Below are 17,475 nucleotides of genomic sequence, written 5' to 3'. Positions count from 1 at the left end.
GGTTTTATACTACCCCCATCATAGGCGCGTGCCGGCCACTTGGGGGACCTCGCACTGAGCACACAGAATCCACCGGAGAAGAACAATGCAGGACCGCTATGAAGATTTGAAGACGTTCGTAGCGGTGGTGGAAGCGGAGGGATTTTCCGGGGCAGCGCTGCGGCTCGGCGTGGTCAAGTCGGCGGTCAGCCGGCGCATCAGCGAGCTGGAAGACCGCCTCGGCACGCAACTGCTGGTGCGCTCTACCCGCAGCATGAGCGTCACCGAGGCAGGTGCCCTGCTTTACGAGCGTGCTTTGCGCCTGCTGGATGATCTTCACGATGCGGAAGCCGAAGTCTCGTCGGGCAGCGCCGCCCTGCGTGGCAAGCTGCGCGTGGCGGGGCCGATGTCCTTCGGCGTCATGTGCCTGGCGCCGCTGGCGGCGGAATTCGCAGCGCAGCATCCCGACCTTGCCGTCGAATTGGACCTGAACGACCGCATCGTCAACGAGGGCTTCGACCTGGCGATCCGCATCTCGCGCCTGAAGGATTCCAGCCTGGTGGCGCGCAGTATCGCCGCGATCGACCATACCGTGTGCGCCAGCCCGGCATACCTGGCGCAGCATGGAGCGCCGCGAACGCCGCACGACCTTGCCTCCCACCGCGGCCTCGCCTACAGCAACCTGGATGACAGCGCCTATTGGTCTTTCCGCGATCCAGCCAATGGAACTCCTTTCAGCGTCGACGTGCGCTCATCGTTCCGCGTCAATAACGGCGCCGCGCTGCGCGAAGCGGCAGTGCAAGGACACGGCATCGCCTGCCTGCCGCATTTCATCGTGGCGCAGGCGATTGCGCGCGGCGAACTGCTGCCTTTGCTGGAAGACTGGCGCAAGGCGCCGGTCGAGGTTTATGCCGTGTACCCGACGCGGCGCAACCTGCCGTTGCGGGTGCGCGCCTTCATCGACTTCCTGCTGGTCCGCTATACAGGAAATCCAGCACTTCTTCATACAGCTTGAAGCGCCCTGTCTCGAGGTGCACCACGTGGGTCCCGCGCGGAATCACTGCGTAGCGTGCCTCCCTGATCGCGGCCGCCATGGCTTTGTAGTCGGCGGCGCTGGGCCAGGCATCCCACTCTCCCCGTACCAGCAGCACCGGCATTTCCAGCCGCGCGGGATCGTAGTAAGTGCGGCCCTGCTGCAGGTCCGCCAGGTCGGCGCCGGGACCGGAGGGGAAACGTACTGCGCCATCGCGCCGATCGTCCGATGCCAGCCATTGCGCGCCCCAACGGCGAAAGATATCGGCGTGCAACAGCGGCGCTTCCTGCAAAGGGCGCAAATCATCCATCGCGGCAATTCGCTGGACGGGCGTCAGCTCCTCATAGGGTTTGGCAGATAGCGCCGGCGCACCGGTGGCGTCTTGCGCCGCGCGCGGCGTGATTGCGGCAAACAGCACCAGCTTCGCCACCTTGCTCGCATGCTCCTGCGCATAGCGTGCCGCCACCGAGCCGCCCCAGGAATGCCCGACCAGCAGGATTTGCTGCCTGCCTGTCTTGCCCAGGATGGCGTCGACCGCACTGTCCACGTCCGGTACCACCTCGCGCGCTCTGCCGGGTGGCGACGGCGCATCGGCGGCGTACCGGTCCGACAGTCCATAACCGGGAAAATCAAGCGCATACACGTCATAGCCACGCGCCGCCATCCAGTCCATCCACGATTGCCCATCCATGCGGAAATCGAAAGACAGTCCCGAGGGGAATGAAGACCCGTGCACGAACAGCACGGGCGGCGCACCATTGGCGCGGTCAGGCGCGGTGTGGCGCACGCGCGCCGCCAGGTATGGCTGGTGGCTGGGGATATCGATGACTTCGTAGGCTGGCATGTCCGGCTCCCATCAAAGCCATCATGCTAGCGACAGCGTCGCCGCAACAATTCGCCCGCCAACGAAAGATGGATGCGTCAGCAGACCTTGAAGACGCGCAGCCATTCACAAGCCCACATGCTGACGCGGTGCAGTAACCCAGCAGGATCGCCCCAGATAAAGAAGGCGGCTGCAGCCAATACCAACACGAAGAAAAATCGCTTCATTTCAGCACGTAGCTTGCCAACACTGCCTGCACTTCATAAATGCTCAGGCGTTTGTTGAATTTTTGCGCGAACGGTTCCGAGGTGCTGGAGATCCAGATCTTCAGCTCCGCGTCGAGGTCCAGCGTACCGCCGGTCTCGATGCTGAAATGCGTCACGCTCCTGTAGGGAATCGAGTGATATTCCTTCTTGCTGCCCGTGACGCCCTGGATATTCACCACCACCAGGCGCTTGTCGGTGAAGACGAAATAGTCGCGTATCAGTTGATAGGCATGCTCCACCCGCTCATTCGGTGCGAGCACTTTAGCAAAGTCTTCCCGTAAGTCCGCAATGTCGATCTTGGACGCGTTGCCCAGCATGCCGTCAAGGATTCCCACTTCAAACCTCCTTCTCATTGTTCAAAGTGGGAATCTACCACGTTACAGCCGGCAGCTAGCTAGCGGGGTGGGTTCCACCACAAAACTGTAATGGGCGGTGTAATCACCCTGGATCGGCTGCGTGCCCGAAGCGCCGGCGTTCGGGCCGATGATATAGGTCTGCGCCTTGGCGATGCCGCCATCGGCGTAGGCCGCGATATCGGTCGTGGCATTGCCATAGGCGCGCACGATGTTCAGGCCGACCGTGTTGCGCAGGTAGCGCACATAGTCGGTCTTGAACTGCTGTGTATCTGGCGGGATCGGGCCGTCGCCGTAGGGGTTGGAGTGGTAATGCCATTGGCCCATATTCTGGATTTTCAGCCATTCCAGGCCATCCTTCGTCACCCAGTAAGGCCGTCCGGTGAGGAAGATGACCTGGTAGCCTTTCTGGCGGTAGGCGTTAACAACCTGCTGCGCATAGGAATATGCCGTTGCGGTCTTGACGCCAACGTAGTCGGCATAGGCCTCGAAATCGTTGATCGTCAGCGTGCCATCGATATCGAACAGCACTGCATCGCGGTTCGGGTCGACCACGCTCAGGTAGCCGTTGGTGCTGCTCAGGTCGCCCTCCACCACGAAACGCACCGCATAATCGCCGACAGGCCGCACGCCCAGCGGCACATTGACCTTGCCATCGCTATTTGTAATAAAGCTGCCGAGGTACTGCCACTGCTGCATGCCGCTGCCGTAAAGATAGGCGTGAACCCGCTCGCCTTCCAGGTCCTTGTGCAGCACCGCGTCGTAGTCGAACTTGCCGGTAATGGTCGCAGGCTGGCCGGCCTTGACGATGACATCGTGCGCCATATGCCAGGGCTTGTACAAGCCGGACAGGATGGTGTTGCCGAAGTTGGCAAAACCCTTGCGGGCGGGCCCTGACAGTGCAGGCGGATTGGCTGCGGTTACGTAGTCAGGGCAAGCTGCCATGGCAGGCAAAGCAGAAAGGGCACACGCGGTCACGACCGCGCAGCGAACGGCTTTCAACATCGGTTCCTCCTTCAAATGGTTTGTGACGGCAAAACTAGCAGGACTCTGCTACAAGTAAATGACCGCACGAGCCAAAATCTTAGAGGTGGGCCTCCATCGTGCGCCTGCCTTTCCTGGGGTAAGTTAGCCGGTTCAGGGCACTAAACTTTCGGAGGCAGAATGAAGCTGGCAGGCGTCATCGTTTCTCTCCTGTTCGGAATGCAGGCATTGCATGCCGCGGACCTGGGCCTGGGCATCCGTACACAGTACGACGTGGCGATGGATACGCCACTCAATCGCGTCCAGGTACTGGGCGCGCACAATGCCTGGAACGACAGCGGCGCCACCTGGGCCAACCAGCGCTGGCCGATGAACCAGCTGCTCAATTCGGGCATCCGCAATGTCGACCTGGACCTGCACATCAACAATGGCGAGGTGCAGCTGTGCCACCAGGACTGCTCGGCGATCTACGGCGCGCCGGACAACTATCCCAATGAACTGTGGAAGATTCGCAACTGGCTTGATGCCAATCCGAAGGCAATCGTCTTCGTCGACCTGGAAGACCGCGCCAACAGCCAGGCCGGCGTGGTGGGACCGTTGACTGCGGTCTTCGGCTCCCTGCTGTACAAGCCCTCCGACAAGCCCGCCAATCGCTGGGAGTCGCCGCGCGAGATGATCGCCCGCGGCAAGCGCGTGCTCGTGAAATCCGCCAACAACACCTACGACGGCGCAGTGGTCTGGCAAGGCCCTCTGTTCGCAACCGGGGCTGCCGGCGGCTGGAACAGCCGGCAGGTCAAATTCATCAACACCGCCAACTGCACGGTGGACGGCGTGCCGATGGACCAGGAAAATATCTATGCCGTCTCCGACTCCAAGCTGGGCAAGGATGTGCTACCCGATTCCTGGGTCGACGAAACCGGCACCATCGACACGTCCAACATTGCGGCGCTGATGCGCTGCGGCGCAGACAATGTCGACGCGGACCGCTGGGACGAAGGAATGATCGCCTCCGCTATCTGGTCCTGGGCCGACGGCGAGCCAAATGACTACAACAACGAGGATTGCGCACAAATGCGCGGCGACGGGCGCTGGAATGATGGAGCTTGCACCGCCGCGCTGCGCTTTGCCTGCCAGAACAAGGCCCAGCCCGACGACTGGCGCGTCACTCCGGCTGCCGGCGTCTGGCAAGGCGGCAAGCAGGCTTGCAGCGCGGCCTTCGGCAGCGGCTTTGCGTTTTCCGTTCCCGCCAACGCTTACATGAACGAGCGCCTGCGCCTGGCCGCTGGCGCCAACCCTGTCTGGCTGAATTACTCTGACCAGGCGGAGGAAGGCAAATGGGAAAAGTATGACGACGCCCCAACACGCTGGGATACCGGCGCGTACGGCAACAATGAAGACCGCGCCCAGACCCTGCGCCTGCCTGGCGCCGGCGCCGTTCGCGTCAACGTAAGCGGCTCGCTTGGCGCTGGCGATGTTCTACGCATTTACGACAGCAACCGTCGCCTGCTGCACAGTTTCAGCGCAGCGTTTGCCCAATCACTGGTAGTTGCGGACAACGCCATCATCGCACAACTGGTCTCCGATGGCGCCGGCACCTCGAGCGGCGCCAGCGTCGGCATCGAAGCACTCGCCACCACCTGGAGCAGCGGCGCCTATGGCAACAACGAGGACCGCTCCCAGTGGCTGACCATTCCAGGCGCGGCTGCGCTGAAGGTCTACCTCACTGGCAGCACCGATGCGAATCGGGATTTTGTCCACGTATATGACCGCAATGGCACGCTGGTGAAATCCCTGTCCGGCGCCATCGCCGCCAGCTTCATGGTCAGCGGCGACAGCGCGCGCATCCGGCTGGTGTCGGACGGTTCAATTACGGGAGCGGGCGCGGGCGTGAGCGCCAGCGTCAAGCCTGGCAGCGCTTATGTGTTCCGCAAGCTGGTCGACGGCCGCGGCAAGTGCATGGACATCGAAGGCAACAATATGGCTAATGGCACGCCCGTCCATCACTGGAGCTGCCAGGGCCAGGTCACGCAACTCTGGTACCAGGACCCGGATGGCCTGCTGCGCAGCAAGAACAACCCTGACAAATGCGTCGACGTGTACGCTTTCGGCACCGGCAACGGCACCAGGCTGGTGATCTGGGACTGCAACGACAAGGCCAACCAGCGCTTCTCCTGGTCCGGCCAGACCCTGCGCCCGGCCCATGCGCCCGGCAAGGCCATCGACGTCAAGGACGCCTGGTGGGGCTCATTCGACGGCCAGGACCTGCACCTGTGGGATTACCAGGAAAGCTGGGGCCAAAACTGGCACTGGGAGTGACTGGATGGTGAAGCCCGGCCTCACGCCACTCTCCTGTCGTTTGCCAGGTAGTCCGTTGCGGCGTAAGCGGCTAGCGGGCGTGCGAAGTAATAGCCTTGCAGAAGGTGGCATCCCAGCTTGCGCAGCTGCGCCGCCTGCAGCGCATCCTCCACACCCTCTGCTACCAGTTCGAGGCCCAGGTTGCGTGCCAGGCCGACCGCGGTGGCGCAGATCTCCAGGTCCTTGGCGGACCTGCCGATATCGCGCACAAAGCTGCGATCCAGCTTGAAGGCATGCACCGGCAGCAGCTTCAGGTAGCCAAGCGAGGAATAGCCGGTACCGAAATCGTCGATCGAAAGACGGACACCCAGACCGCGCAAAGCCTCCAGCCTTTCGATCGAGCGCTGCGGGTCCTGCATCAGCACGGACTCCGTGATTTCCAGTTCGAGGTCGGCACCCTGCAGGCCGGCGCGCTGCAAGGCCGACTGCACCGTGTCGCCCAGGTCGGTCACCAGCAACTGCTGCGCCGACAGGTTGACCGCCACGCGGACACCGGTGAAACCGTTTTCACGCCAGCTTGCCAATTGCTGGCAGGCGGCATCGATCACCCACGAGCCGATGGCGGCGATGGAACCGGTCGCTTCGGCCAGCGGAATGAATTTATCGGGCATCACCAGTCCCAACGTCGGGTGGTGCCAGCGAATCAGCGCTTCCATGCACACCACCCGATCCGACGCCGCGCAAACCTGCGGCTGGTAATGCAGGACGAACTGCCCTTTCTCGAGCGCCTCCTTCAATTCGTATTCGAGCCCGATACGTTCGCTCAGCGACTGCTGCAGCGAAGGATGGAATACGCGCAGGTTGCCCGGCCCGGCATCGCGCGCCTGGTGCAGCGCCAGCGCCGCCGATGCCAGCAAGTCCTCTGCCGACGAAGCGTGGTCGGGATAGACTGCCACGCCCGCGCTGAACGTCATGTTCAACACTGTGCCCGGAATGGCGAACGGCGCTTTGGCTGCCTCCAGTATCGACTCCACTTCGCTCTCGATGCTGGCCCATGTCTTGTGTCCAGCAATGCCAACAACGAAGCGCGCACTGCCCAGGCGCGCCACCAGCATGCGCTTGCCGCAATGCTGCCGCAGACGCTGCGCCACCTCGAGCAGCAGCTGGTTGCCGGCCTCGTAGCCGCGCGTGCCGTTGATGATCGCCAGCCGGTCCAGGTCAAGCAGCAGCACACCCATCCGGGTCAGCTTCGATTCGCTCTCGACGAACATTTTGTGCAGCAAGTCCAGTGCGCCGGCGCGATTGGGCAGCCGCGTCAGCGCATCGTTGGTCAGCGCATGTTCGAAGCGCAGGCTGGCGCGCTTGTGGCTCTCCACTTCGCGCTCCAGCGCGGCGCTGATGCGGATCTTCTCCGTCATGCGCTGGGTGGCTTCGCGCCGCACCAGCAGCAGGTAGGAGGCAGCGAGGAACAGGAAGCCGAACCCGCTCAGGTAGGGCAATTGCAGCCGGCCCGCATCGCTGGCGCCGCCAAGCGCAGTCGTGACGCTGATCAGCACCACCGAGAGCCATACCAGGCGATTGGAAAAGCGCACGCTCTGGCTACGGACCCGAATGCAGTACACCGCGGCATACACCGCCGCGCCAAGCGACAGCAGGCGATTGACCGCATAGGCCGGCGTGGTTTCACCGGCCAGCAGGAAGGCACGCTCGCCCCACCATAATTCGCCTGGCAGGTCGATCGAGAGCTCTGAAAAGCGGTAGCCATAGGGCGCGGCAAAGTTGTCAGCCACCAGCCAGGCAGTCACGCAGCCCACGGCGTAGGCCAGGCGGAACGCCCATTTGCGCTCGTCGAGGGAGGCAAGCAGGTACCAGATTTGCGGCACCAGCAACAGCGAAAAAAGGTTCACCCATTTATGTGCGGCGATGGCAGCCGCCAGGTCGGGCGCCAGCTGCTGCCGCACATTGGAGAACTGGAACAATGCAAACGTCAGGCACAGCACGGCGAAAGTCCAGCAGGCCCGCACATAAGAGCTGCTGCGTGCCAGCAAAGCGGCTTGGAATGCACACATTGCTAGCGCTCCCATGGAGACAAGGTAGAGCGAAGCAATGGGAGTATCCATACGGTCCTCGATTTTCTTTTTGGCAATTCGCGTTATTTTATTACAAACACGAAAAGCGGCCACTGTTTCGGCTATGCGGCGGCCTGCCTTTGATCCATCAGGAAGTTGGTGGCCGCATGCGCCGCCAGCGGACGCGCAAAGTAGTAGCCCTGCAGCAGGTTGCAGCCCAGGTGGCGCAACTGCGTTGCCTGCACCATGTCTTCCACGCCTTCGGCAACGATCTCGAGACCGAGCTTGCGCGCCAGGCCGACCGCAGTGGCGCAGATTTCGAGATCCTTCTCGCTGGTACCGATGTCGCGCACGAAACTGCGATCAAGCTTGAAGGAGTGCACCGGCAGCATTTTCAGGTAGCCGAGGGACGAGTAACCGGTTCCGAAGTCGTCGATCGAAAGCCGCACGCCCAGGCTGCGCAATGTCTCGAGCCGTTCGATCGAGCGTTGCGGATCTTCCATCAGCACCGACTCCGTGATCTCGAGTTCAAGATCAGCGCCCATCAGGCCGGCGCGCCGCAAGGCCGATTGCACATTGTCGTCAAGATCGTCCAGCAACAGCTGATGCGCCGACACGTTGACCGCCATCCGCACTTCACTGAAGCCCAGCGCACGCCAATCCTGCAGCTGGCGGCAGGCACTTTCGATCACCCATGCGCCGATTGCCGCAATAGTGCCGGTCGATTCGGCCAGCGGGATGAATCTATCCGGCATCACCAGGCCCAGCTCGGGGTGCTGCCAGCGAATCAGCGCTTCCATTCCCAGCACGCGTTCCGTGACGGCACAGACCTGCGGCTGGTAATGCAGGAACAGTTCCCCGTTCTCGAGCGCTTCCTTCAGCTCATTCTCCAGGCCGATGCGCTCGCTCAGCGACTTCTGCAGCGATGGGTGGAAAGTACGCATGCTGCCCGGTCCCGCGTCGCGCGCCTCGTGCAGCGCCAGGCCCGCCGATGCCAGCAGGTCTTCCGCCGACTCGGCATGGTCAGGATAGATTGCCACGCCGGCGCTGAAAGTCATATTGAGGATGCTGCCCGCCACCGCGAAAGGCGGCTTGATCGCAGCCAGCACGCCCTCCACTTCGCGTTCGATTCCTCCCAGCGTCTTGTGGCCGGCAATACCGACCACAAAACGCGCGCTGCCAAGGCGTGCCACCAGCCGGCGCTTGCCGCAGTGTTCACGCAGGCGCTGCGCCACCTCGATCAGCACCTGGTTGCCGGCCTCGTAGCCGCGCGTGCCGTTGATGATCGCCAGGCGGTCCAGGTCGAGCAGCAGCACCGCCATGCGGGTCATGCTCGACTCACTCCAGGCCGACATGGTGCGCAGCTTCTCCAGCGCGCCTTCGCGGTTCGGCAGGCGGGTCAGTTCATCGTTGGTCAGGGCGCGCTCGATGCGCCTGCTGGACAGCTTGTGGTTTTCCAGTTCGCGCTCCAGCGCGGCGCTGATGCGAATCTTCTCGGTCAGGCGCTGGGTTGCTTCGCGCCTCACCAGCAGCAGGTAAGACGCAGCGAGGAACAGGAAACCGAATCCGCTCAGGTACGGCATGCGCAGCACGCCGGTATCGGTAGCGCCGCCCAGGGCTGTCGTCACCACGACCAGTGCCGCGGAACTCCATACCAGCCGGTTGGAAAAACGTGCCCGCTGCCGCTGCACGCGAACAAAGTAGATGACCGCAAACACCACGGCGCCCAGCGACAGCAGGCGGCTTACCGTATAAGCGGCTGTCGTTTCGCCAAACAGCAGGAAGGCGTGCCCGCCCCATACCAGTTCCGTTGGGGCATCGCTCGCCAATGAGGAAAAACGATAGCCAAAAGGGACCATGAAGTTGTCAACCGCCAGCACGGCCGATATGAAGGCAATGCCGTAGGCAAGACGGAATGCGCTTCGGCTTGGGTCCAGGGAGGCGACCAGGTAGCAGAACTGCGGCGCCAGCAAAAGCGAGAAGAAATTCACCCATTTGTGGGCCCTGACCGCCTCCGCCAGCCCGGGCGCCAGCTGTTGCTGCACGTTCGTGTACTGGAAGCAGGCAAATGTCAGGCAGATTACTGCAAAAGCCCAGCAAGCCCGCACATAAGAACTGTTGCGAGCCACCAGCGCAGACTGGAATGCCGACATTGCCAGCGCACCTGCGGAGATCAGGTAAAGCGACGCAATGGGAGTGTCCATATGACCTTGTTAATTTCCGTTTTCAAAGGCGATAACCTCGTCACCAGCCTGCGCTTCGCAACCCGCACCCATCGTTTCCCAGCCGCGCCGGATCACGATATGGTTCGCGTTGTAGCAAAGCTCGATGCGACGCGCTTGTGGCGCTTCGCGGCGAACAAAATTTTCAATCGACGAAGGCAGGCTGACGCGCATTGTTTGCGCACGCAAGTCCTCGTCGGGATGGTCAATCACGTGCACTAACGGCACGAAGTGCGCGGCGATCACCAGCGTGCGGCCAACGTCGACCGCTTGCGCCTGGTAGCCGCGCTCACGCAGCCAGCGCTGCGCCTCTTCGCGCTGCGGCGCGGATGCGCCCCAGGCGCTGGCAATCAGCTCCACCAACCACTGGTTGCAGTTCTGGAAGCGCGTGCCGTAGGCATAAGCGTTGGCACTGTACTCGCCCGCCAGCAGCGACAAAGGGGTTTGCGCATCCAGCGCTGCTGCTTGAAGTTTGCTGGCCGCTCCTTCCGGCAGCAGCACCATCGACAGGTGGCCGTGCGCCGGTTCTTCCGCACCGAGCACGAAACCGGCCATGCCCTGGTCGAAGATGCGCGGGCGCTTCTCGTCGCAAGCATAGTAAAGCTGGCGCACCGACCAGGGACTGTTTGGGTTGGCTTTCAAAGCCAGGCCCGCGTGCGAGTAGCGCAGTGCGAAGCGCGCTAGGTCAAGGCCGGCGCGCGACACCACGGCGGCGCTAGCGCCGGAGCGTTCCAGTTCATCTTTCACCACGGCGGCGAAACGCAGCACGTGGTCCTGCGCCGCCGCCGAAACTTTCGCCGGACGGTCGCAGAACATCATCCCGCCAGCCTGCGCCGCGGCATTCCAGCCGAGCGCCAGGCAGGCAGAGATCAGATGGCGTGCGAGCGCAGTTCGCGTTGCCATGCGTCGTCGAGGGCCAGGAAGAAGGCCTGGCGGGTGTCGGCGTACGCGAATTCGTAGCCGTAAGGACGCTCGCTCACCTGCACCAGCGCGCCCGCCGGCAGTGCGCGGTCAGCCAGGGCTGCTTTCGGCACGGTGAGGAAGAATTCATTGCCTTGGCCTTGCAGCTTCAGGCGGGTTGCGCCTGGCTTGCCTGGCGCCTCGGCCACGTCGATGACGCGGTACTGGCCGGCGGCCACTTTCTTGTCGTCGCCGCTGGAGCTCTTGCTGGAGCCGCCGATGGAATCGGAAATGCTACCGGAGGATGCGGAACCAGCGCTCGAGGCGGACGAAGCAAAGCTGTCGGCCTGGGCCGGGATGGCGATAGCGGCGGCCAGCACAGACAGTGCGGCGGCGCGGCGCAGGAATTGCATGGACATTGATGGATTCTCCCGTTGAAAACGTCGCGTGGATTATACGCGCACTCTTGAGCGGCAAGACCGCGCACTTGCTGCCATAATGGCTGCTTTGCATTTTTGGCAACTAGAGAGCGCCATGAAAAAACCTGTCTCGCCCATCGCCATCGAACTGCTCACCAGGGAGCTTGCCTACCAGGCCAAAGAGCAGCGCGAAAGCATCGTCCTGCGCCTGCACAGTGCTTTCCTGCACCTGACGGAAGCACTGCAGCCTTTGCGCGAAATGTGGCAAGGCAGCGGCGCAGCCGCCTACCAGGCCGCCGCGGAATGCGGCTGGAATCCGCTGCAGGCCAAATGGCTGCGCGCCAAGCGCAGCGTGTTCAATGCTGAACTCTGGGGCAGCGTAGCGGACACGATGCGGCAAGGCGCCCAGCCCGGCGACGAGACGCAATCCGCCGAGGCCGACGAATGGGTGTGGTGGAAAGGGCGCCTGGGCGGCCTGCCAGCCATAACAGGGATCAAACTGCTGCCAGGAACATTGCCCGACGCGCCGCACGACTTCAGCCATGGCGCATTCGGCGGTGGCGTCACTTTCGCCGCAAGGCTGCAGGAACACCGTGCCGCGATCTTCGGGCTGCCCGCTCTTATCGCCAACGGCGACCGGCAGGGCATCGACGATTTCCTCGAGCGGGTACTACCTGCGATGCGGCCGAAACTGGCGCGTGAAGTGCTGGCTTCCCATAACCGCCGGATGATCGACCAACTGCTGGCGGAGCAGGACAGCATGCTGACCTGGCTGGCGTACATGGAGATGGTTTTCGAGTCGGTTCCCCCGTCCCTGTACGCCCACCTCGCAGGTCCGGGCGGTGCCACCCTGATGCTCGAACTGCGCCTGATGCTGCCGCTCGCCTTGCTCTGCAGCGGACCGGTAATAGGACACGCGATCCATGAAGTTGCCAACCACCTGGAATGCTTCGTCGAAGACGAGGAAGATCCTTCACCGCTCGACGCCGCCGTAGCGGAATTCGCGCATTTGCTCGTTGACTTCGTGCGTGCGGCAAATGAAGTGCACGAGCTTGAGGAATTGCTGTCCGAAGCACGGATCGAGGAGCTGGACTTTCCTTTCGTACCGCGCTCCGACCTCCGCACGCGCAAGGCCGCTATCCGGCGGGACAAATCGTGCCGCGCCTGCGGCAGCCTTGAACATCGCGGACATGGAGTTCGCATGGGTACAGTTGCGTACGAATGAAAGCCAGACGATGACCGCGTTTGAAAAAGAGTACTACTTCCTCCGGCGTGGCAGAAATGCGTCGCTCCCCTATCCCACCGCCTTCCATGAAACGCACGAGCGCGAATACTGGAGGGGCAAGGTAGCGCCCGACTCGGCGCCGCTAGCTTTCTACAACGGCGAAAAACGCGGTCACCGCAAGGAAGGTATCAAGCCAATGCTCGTGCCACCCGATGTGATGTATGACGCTGGCAACCTTATCGTGCGCAATCACGTGCGCGAGGCTCTGCTGGAACGCAAAGTTACCGGTCTTTCCATGCACCCCGCGTGGTGGGTGCATGACGATAAGTCCCTTTATGAGGACTATTGCTACGTGGGCTTTCAAAAAAAGTTCGATTGCTGGGACCGGGAACTTTCCGAGCATTCCGGCCAGGAAGAAGATGCCGATCCCACTGACCCTGAGCCGATCGTTTCATCTTTCTGCCTGAATACACAGCTATTGGAACGGACGCCCTTGCACGAGCGCCTGTTGTTCGTGATGGGCGGCTGCTTCGCCGGCGATCTGGTGTGCCACGAGAGCATTCTCCAGCTGCTTCAAGGAGGTGAACACAGCGGCATCCGCGCCACCCTCATCGCGGATGACTGAAATGTTCCCGAGGCCCAGGCATCGATAAGGCCTTTACACCTTTTCCATACCGGGCCATGCGGGAATCGTCGCTTGCAGGAATTCAATCAAGGCACGCGTACGCACTGGCACAAAGCGGCGAGAAGGATAAAGAATATGAACTTCATGCGGCGCAGCTTCCCACGCCGGCAGGATGCGTACCAATTGCCCGCTTTGCAGCAAGTCTCCGACCAGCCAGAGTGGCGCCATCCCGAGCGCAAATCCCGACGCCAGGCATTCGCGTACCGCATGGGAACTGTTGATACGAAAACGTCCGCGTACCGCGACTTCCGACGCTTGCCCTTCACGATGGAAGGTAATCCGGTCGCCGCCTTGCAGCCACGCGTACCGCACGAAATTGTGATCGGCCAGTTCCTCCAGCGCTGCCGGCGCACCGAAGCGATCCAGGTATTGCGGCGACGCGAGCAGCACGCGCGGCGACGAAGCGATTTTTCTCGCGATCAGGTTGCCGGGAAGCTCGCCGCCAAGGCGCACCGCAAGGTCGACGCCCTCCTCGACCAGGTCGATCATGCGATCGTTCAGAATCAACTCGACCTGTATCTTCGGATGCGTTTCCAGGAAGTGCTGGATTGCCGCGCTCAAATGCGCCTGGCCGATGCCGACCGGCGCGCTCACCCGGATCGCCCCTGAGGGCTGCTCCCGCGCTCCATGCACGTCCGCCAGCGCTTCCTCATAAGCGTCAAGCACGCGTTTGGCCTGTTCATAAAATCGTTTTCCGGCATCCGTCACCGTCAGGCCGGTGAAGCTGCGCTCCAGCAGCCGGGCGCCAACCGTTCGCTCAAGATTCGAGATTGTCTTGCTGACGGTTGGCTGCGTGATACCGGCATCGCGCGCGGCCGCCGACAGGCTGCCCGTTTCCACGACGCGCACAAAAGACTGCATTCCCTTGAGTTGATCCATTGCCCTCAGCATTCCATTTTGGAATGGCACCCATTCGATTTGACAGCGTACCCAACGCTTTTTGAAGAGCATACACTGCGTCGCAACTCAACTTCAACTGGAAGAACGATATGCTCGACAGTCAACACGTAGTCATCTTCGGCGGCAGCAGCGGGATCGGCCTGGCCGCCGCCGTCCAAGCCAGGAGCCTGGGCGCCGAACTGACTTTGGTCGGCCGCAACCGCGCAAAACTGAACCAGGCGGCAGACTCGCTGGGAGGCGCGCGTGTCGTCGTGGCGGACATTACGGACCGTGCGGAAGTCGAGGCAGTATTCGCCGGCTTGGAACGCGTGGATCACCTGGTGGTCACCGCCGGCACCTTTAATGCCGGCCGCGTTGCCGACTGCGATCCGGATGTCTTGCTGCACGCACTGGACGAACGTATCGCCGGGCCCCTGTATGCGATCAAGGCAGCACTGCCCTTGTTTTCCAATCGAGGTTCCATCATCCTGACGGGTGGCCAGTTGTCGGATCGCCCGACCGGCAACGGCGTTGCGGTGATTTCGGCTGCGGTTCGAGGCGTCGAAGCGCTTGCAGGCGCACTCGCGCAAGAGCTGAAACCCATTCGCGTCAACGTGGTTGCACCAGGCTTCACCGACACGCCACTGTTCGATGTACTGGGTGAAACCAGCAAAGCATTCCTTCAGCAGGTTGCCGAAAGCCTTCCCGTCGGACGCGTGGGACAGGCGGAAGAAATTGGCGCCGCCATCCTGTTCATGATGACCAATACCTACATCAACGGAGAGGTGCTGCATATCGATGGCGGGGGCCGCCTGATATGATCAGGACATGCGCTTACTGATTCTCTCCGACCTCCATCGCGAATTCTGGAATAAGCACCAGGTTTCGTTTGACATCGCCGCTTCGTCGCCGGACGTCGTTGTCCTGGCTGGGGATATCGATACCAGCGGCGTGCGGTCCGTGCAGTGGGCCGAAGCTGCCTTTGCAGGTATCCCGGTCATCTACGTGCACGGCAACCATGAAGGTTACGGCCACAACCTGGATAGCGAGATCGAAAAGATACGTGCCGCCAGTGCCGCGACGCAGAATGTGAAGTTCCTGAATTGCGATGAGCATGTCATAGGAGGCGTGCGCTTCCTGGGTGCTGCGTTATGGACCGACTTCAAGCTGTTTGGAGATGACCGGCGATACTTCGCCATGACCAGGGCGGAAGAGGTCATGTCTGACTACCGCCGCATACGGCTCGCCAGCAAGAACTACGGCAGGCTGCGCACCAAGGATACTGCCTTGTTCCATGAGCAGCACAAGTCCTGGATCAGCACTAAGCTGGCTGATCCCCACGGCGGTAAAACCGTCGTCGTAACCCACATGGCGCCTTCCATGCGCTCGGTTCCGAGCCAGTATGCGAACGACCTGACTTCATCCGCCTATGCCTCGAACCTGGACGAGGTAGCGGCCAAGGCGGATCTTTGGGTGCATGGCCACATGCACGAATCATTTGACTACGAAATCGGGCCTTGCCGAGTTGTGTGCAACCCGTTTGGATATATGTCAAAGAGCGGAAGTGGTGAGAACGAAAGCTTCAATCCGAACTGCATCGTCGAGATTTGAAGCCCGCATTCAGCCGCCACGCGGATAGGTAAACGCGATGAAATGTGCCAGGTTAAGCAGGAAGTGGGCGGCGATCGGAATCTCGATGCGCCGCGTCCTGGCATACAACAGCCCGTATCCCACGCCGGCCAGGCTGGCGAGCACGCCAATCTGCCAACCACCGCCCAGGTGCGCGGCACCGAACAACAAGCCCGAAACCGCTACGGCTAAAGTGTTGCCGTAGCGCGCAAGCTGCCCCTGGATGACGCCACGGAAGAAGGCCTCCTCCGCCACGCAGACAAACAGCAGGTTGACGACGGCGAACAGCGGCAGGAATGGCGAAAGTTTGAAGTCGGGATGCACGAATCCAATTGCCCAGCTCGCGCCCAGCACCGCCACCAGGAGCGCTGCCAGCACAATACCCTGCGATCTCAATGCGGCGCCAAAATCCCGCAAGGAACTGGCACGGTGGCAGAAGAACACCAGCAGCACTACCCCGACCACCCCCTTATCGAAGTTCGCATACATGGTGTACGGCGCCGAAGCAGCTGACAGCTGCACATCCTTCAACAACAAGGGATTGTCGAAGCCAGGAACCGCATGCACTGCGAGTGCAAGGGCCAGCAGCAGCGTCAATAGCGTGAACAGCACCCGCACAGCGGGCTTGCCGTGGCGGCTCGCCAACCATGCGAAAGCCAGTAAGGCGCAGATACTGGCCAGCACGACGGGGTGCAGCACCCCTGCCGCCAGGCCGGCGCCAGTCGCCAGTCCGAGCAGGACGAGCCAGAGGTGCCGCAGGAAGGCTGGCCGTTCATCGTTCGCCGCTGCCAGGCCCGTGCCAGCAATCGAAAGGCCCAGCAAACAAAACGGCAGCCAGGCCAGAGCAGGAATCGCTTGCATGCTTCGCGTCAGGCGAACTTGGAGAAGTCCGGCTTACGCTTTTCGAAGAAGGCGGTGAAGGCTTCCTTCGCTTCGGCGCCGGTCAGCATCGAGCCGAATTGCGCGCTTTCCACGTCGATGTGGGCTTTCAGCGCTTCGCGGCCGGCCTTCATCAGGCGTTTGGTCTGGCGGATCGACTCCGCCGGCAGGGCGACCAGCTTGGCTGCTTGCGCCTGGGCGTGGGCCAGAACCTGGTCGGCCGGCAGCAGCTTGGAGATCAGGCCCATGTCGTAGGCTTCCTGCGCGCTGAACGGTTCGCCCAGCATCAGCTTTTCCGCCGCGCGGGCATGGCCGCCATTGGCCGGCAGCAGCATGCTGGAGCCGAATTCAGGACACAGGCCCAGTGCCGCGAAAGGCACCGAGAACTTCGCGTTGTCGGCGGCGTACACCAGGTCGCAGTGCATCAGCATGGTGGTGCCGATGCCGATGGCGGCGCCGTTCACGGCTGCCACGACTGGCTTGGTGCTGTTGAACAGGGCCTTCATGAACTGGATTACCGGCCGGTCGGAGAATGCCACGCCGTCGTTGGCGGTGGTGGTCATGGCGAAGTCGACCAGGTCGTTACCGGCGGTGAAAATCTCCGGCTTGCCGGTGAACAGGATGGCGCGCACTTCAGCGTCGGTTTCGGCGGCGTTGATGGTGTCGGCCATGGTCTGGTACATGGCGGAGGTGATCGCGTTCTTGCGGTCCAGGCGGTCGAATTCGATGGTCAGGATGCCGTTGGCTTTGCTGGTCTGGATTGCCATTTTCGTTTGTCTCCGTTCTTTGAACCGGTAAACCGGTGTCAGACCCGCAGGGTCAGACACCTGCTGCT

17 protein-coding genes are annotated in these 17,475 nt (G+C 62.0%); 6 read left to right on the top strand and 11 right to left on the bottom strand.

Annotated elements, in window-relative coordinates; translation table 11 throughout:
- Positions 1-85 precede the first annotated feature (85 nt).
- Positions 86-994 carry a LysR family transcriptional regulator gene (locus ASE26_RS26185; RefSeq protein WP_055938018.1) on the top strand — a complete coding sequence of 303 codons (909 nt, stop codon included), beginning with the start codon at positions 86-88 and terminating at the stop codon, positions 992-994.
- Here ASE26_RS26185 and ASE26_RS26180 read toward each other — a convergent pair.
- The 4 genes from ASE26_RS26180 to ASE26_RS26170 form a co-directional block, all read right to left on the bottom strand.
- Entirely contained in the window at positions 936-1,856 is a 921-nt protein-coding gene (locus ASE26_RS26180) for an alpha/beta hydrolase (protein ID WP_055938016.1), read from the bottom strand. The genes ASE26_RS26185 and ASE26_RS26180 overlap by 59 nt on opposite strands.
- 77 nt (positions 1,857-1,933) lie before the next feature.
- Positions 1,934-2,062 carry a hypothetical protein gene (locus ASE26_RS31900; RefSeq protein WP_255357045.1) on the bottom strand — a complete coding sequence of 43 codons (129 nt, stop codon included), beginning with the start codon at positions 2,060-2,062 and terminating at the stop codon, positions 1,934-1,936.
- Entirely contained in the window at positions 2,059-2,436 is a 378-nt protein-coding gene (locus ASE26_RS26175) for a PH domain-containing protein (RefSeq protein ID WP_055938013.1), read from the bottom strand. Before ASE26_RS26175 ends, ASE26_RS31900 begins: the two co-directional genes overlap by 4 nt.
- Before the next feature lie 42 nt (positions 2,437-2,478).
- Positions 2,479-3,459, bottom strand: a complete 981-nt coding sequence (locus tag ASE26_RS26170) for a lipin/Ned1/Smp2 family protein (protein WP_055938010.1) — start codon at positions 3,457-3,459, stop codon at positions 2,479-2,481.
- A gap of 159 nt (positions 3,460-3,618) precedes the next feature.
- Between ASE26_RS26170 and ASE26_RS26165 the strand changes: the two genes are divergently transcribed.
- Complete coding sequence (locus ASE26_RS26165; RefSeq protein ID WP_057247203.1) at positions 3,619-5,754, top strand: ricin-type beta-trefoil lectin domain protein; 2,136 nt, start codon at positions 3,619-3,621, stop codon at positions 5,752-5,754.
- Between the two features lie 20 nt (positions 5,755-5,774).
- On the opposite strand, the gene ASE26_RS26160 is transcribed toward ASE26_RS26165, so the two are convergent.
- From ASE26_RS26160 to ASE26_RS26145, 4 genes are all read right to left on the bottom strand, one after another.
- Positions 5,775-7,802, bottom strand: coding sequence for a bifunctional diguanylate cyclase/phosphodiesterase (locus ASE26_RS26160; RefSeq protein WP_057247202.1), 2,028 nt, complete (start codon positions 7,800-7,802; stop codon positions 5,775-5,777).
- A gap of 122 nt (positions 7,803-7,924) precedes the next feature.
- Positions 7,925-10,006 (bottom strand): bifunctional diguanylate cyclase/phosphodiesterase, encoded by a 2,082-nt coding sequence (locus tag ASE26_RS26155; protein WP_055938001.1) that lies wholly within the window; start codon positions 10,004-10,006, stop codon positions 7,925-7,927.
- 9 nt (positions 10,007-10,015) lie between these two features.
- Positions 10,016-10,927, bottom strand: a complete 912-nt coding sequence (locus ASE26_RS26150) for a DUF2145 domain-containing protein (protein ID WP_055937997.1) — start codon at positions 10,925-10,927, stop codon at positions 10,016-10,018.
- On the bottom strand, positions 10,894-11,343 hold the full coding sequence (locus ASE26_RS26145) for a hypothetical protein (RefSeq protein ID WP_055937995.1): 450 nt from the start codon (positions 11,341-11,343) through the stop codon (positions 10,894-10,896). The genes ASE26_RS26150 and ASE26_RS26145 overlap by 34 nt, the downstream gene beginning before the upstream one ends.
- A 115-nt stretch (positions 11,344-11,458) precedes the next feature.
- Here ASE26_RS26145 and ASE26_RS26140 point away from each other — a divergent pair, with 115 nt between their 5' ends.
- Positions 11,459-12,568, top strand: a complete 1,110-nt coding sequence (locus ASE26_RS26140; protein WP_055937992.1) for a hypothetical protein — start codon at positions 11,459-11,461, stop codon at positions 12,566-12,568.
- Complete coding sequence (locus ASE26_RS26135) at positions 12,519-13,193, top strand: hypothetical protein (protein WP_156398192.1); 675 nt, start codon at positions 12,519-12,521, stop codon at positions 13,191-13,193. The genes ASE26_RS26140 and ASE26_RS26135 overlap by 50 nt, the downstream gene beginning before the upstream one ends.
- Before the next feature lie 33 nt (positions 13,194-13,226).
- Here the strand turns inward: ASE26_RS26135 and ASE26_RS26130 are convergent, their stop codons facing one another.
- On the bottom strand, positions 13,227-14,132 hold the full coding sequence (locus ASE26_RS26130; RefSeq protein WP_055937987.1) for a LysR family transcriptional regulator: 906 nt from the start codon (positions 14,130-14,132) through the stop codon (positions 13,227-13,229).
- Positions 14,133-14,242: 110 nt separating this feature from the next.
- On the opposite strand from ASE26_RS26130, the gene ASE26_RS26125 reads away from it, so the two are divergent.
- Positions 14,243-14,953: an SDR family oxidoreductase gene (locus ASE26_RS26125; RefSeq protein ID WP_055937984.1), complete on the top strand. Its 711-nt coding sequence runs from the start codon at positions 14,243-14,245 to the stop codon at positions 14,951-14,953.
- 7 nt (positions 14,954-14,960) lie between these two features.
- Entirely contained in the window at positions 14,961-15,743 is a 783-nt protein-coding gene (locus tag ASE26_RS26120) for a metallophosphoesterase (RefSeq protein WP_055937982.1), read from the top strand.
- Between the two features lie 9 nt (positions 15,744-15,752).
- On the opposite strand, the gene ASE26_RS26115 is transcribed toward ASE26_RS26120, so the two are convergent.
- Positions 15,753-16,622, bottom strand: coding sequence for a CPBP family intramembrane glutamic endopeptidase (locus ASE26_RS26115; RefSeq protein ID WP_082507587.1), 870 nt, complete (start codon positions 16,620-16,622; stop codon positions 15,753-15,755).
- An 8-nt stretch (positions 16,623-16,630) separates the two neighbouring features.
- Complete coding sequence (locus tag ASE26_RS26110; RefSeq protein WP_057247201.1) at positions 16,631-17,407, bottom strand: enoyl-CoA hydratase; 777 nt, start codon at positions 17,405-17,407, stop codon at positions 16,631-16,633.
- Between the last annotated feature and the right edge of the window lie 68 nt (positions 17,408-17,475).

This window comes from Duganella sp. Root198D2 (assembly GCF_001428585.1).
Lineage (GTDB): Bacteria > Pseudomonadota > Gammaproteobacteria > Burkholderiales > Burkholderiaceae_D > Rugamonas.
Note: the sequence above shows the minus strand (reverse complement) of the source record. Positions and strands in the feature narration are given on the sequence as shown.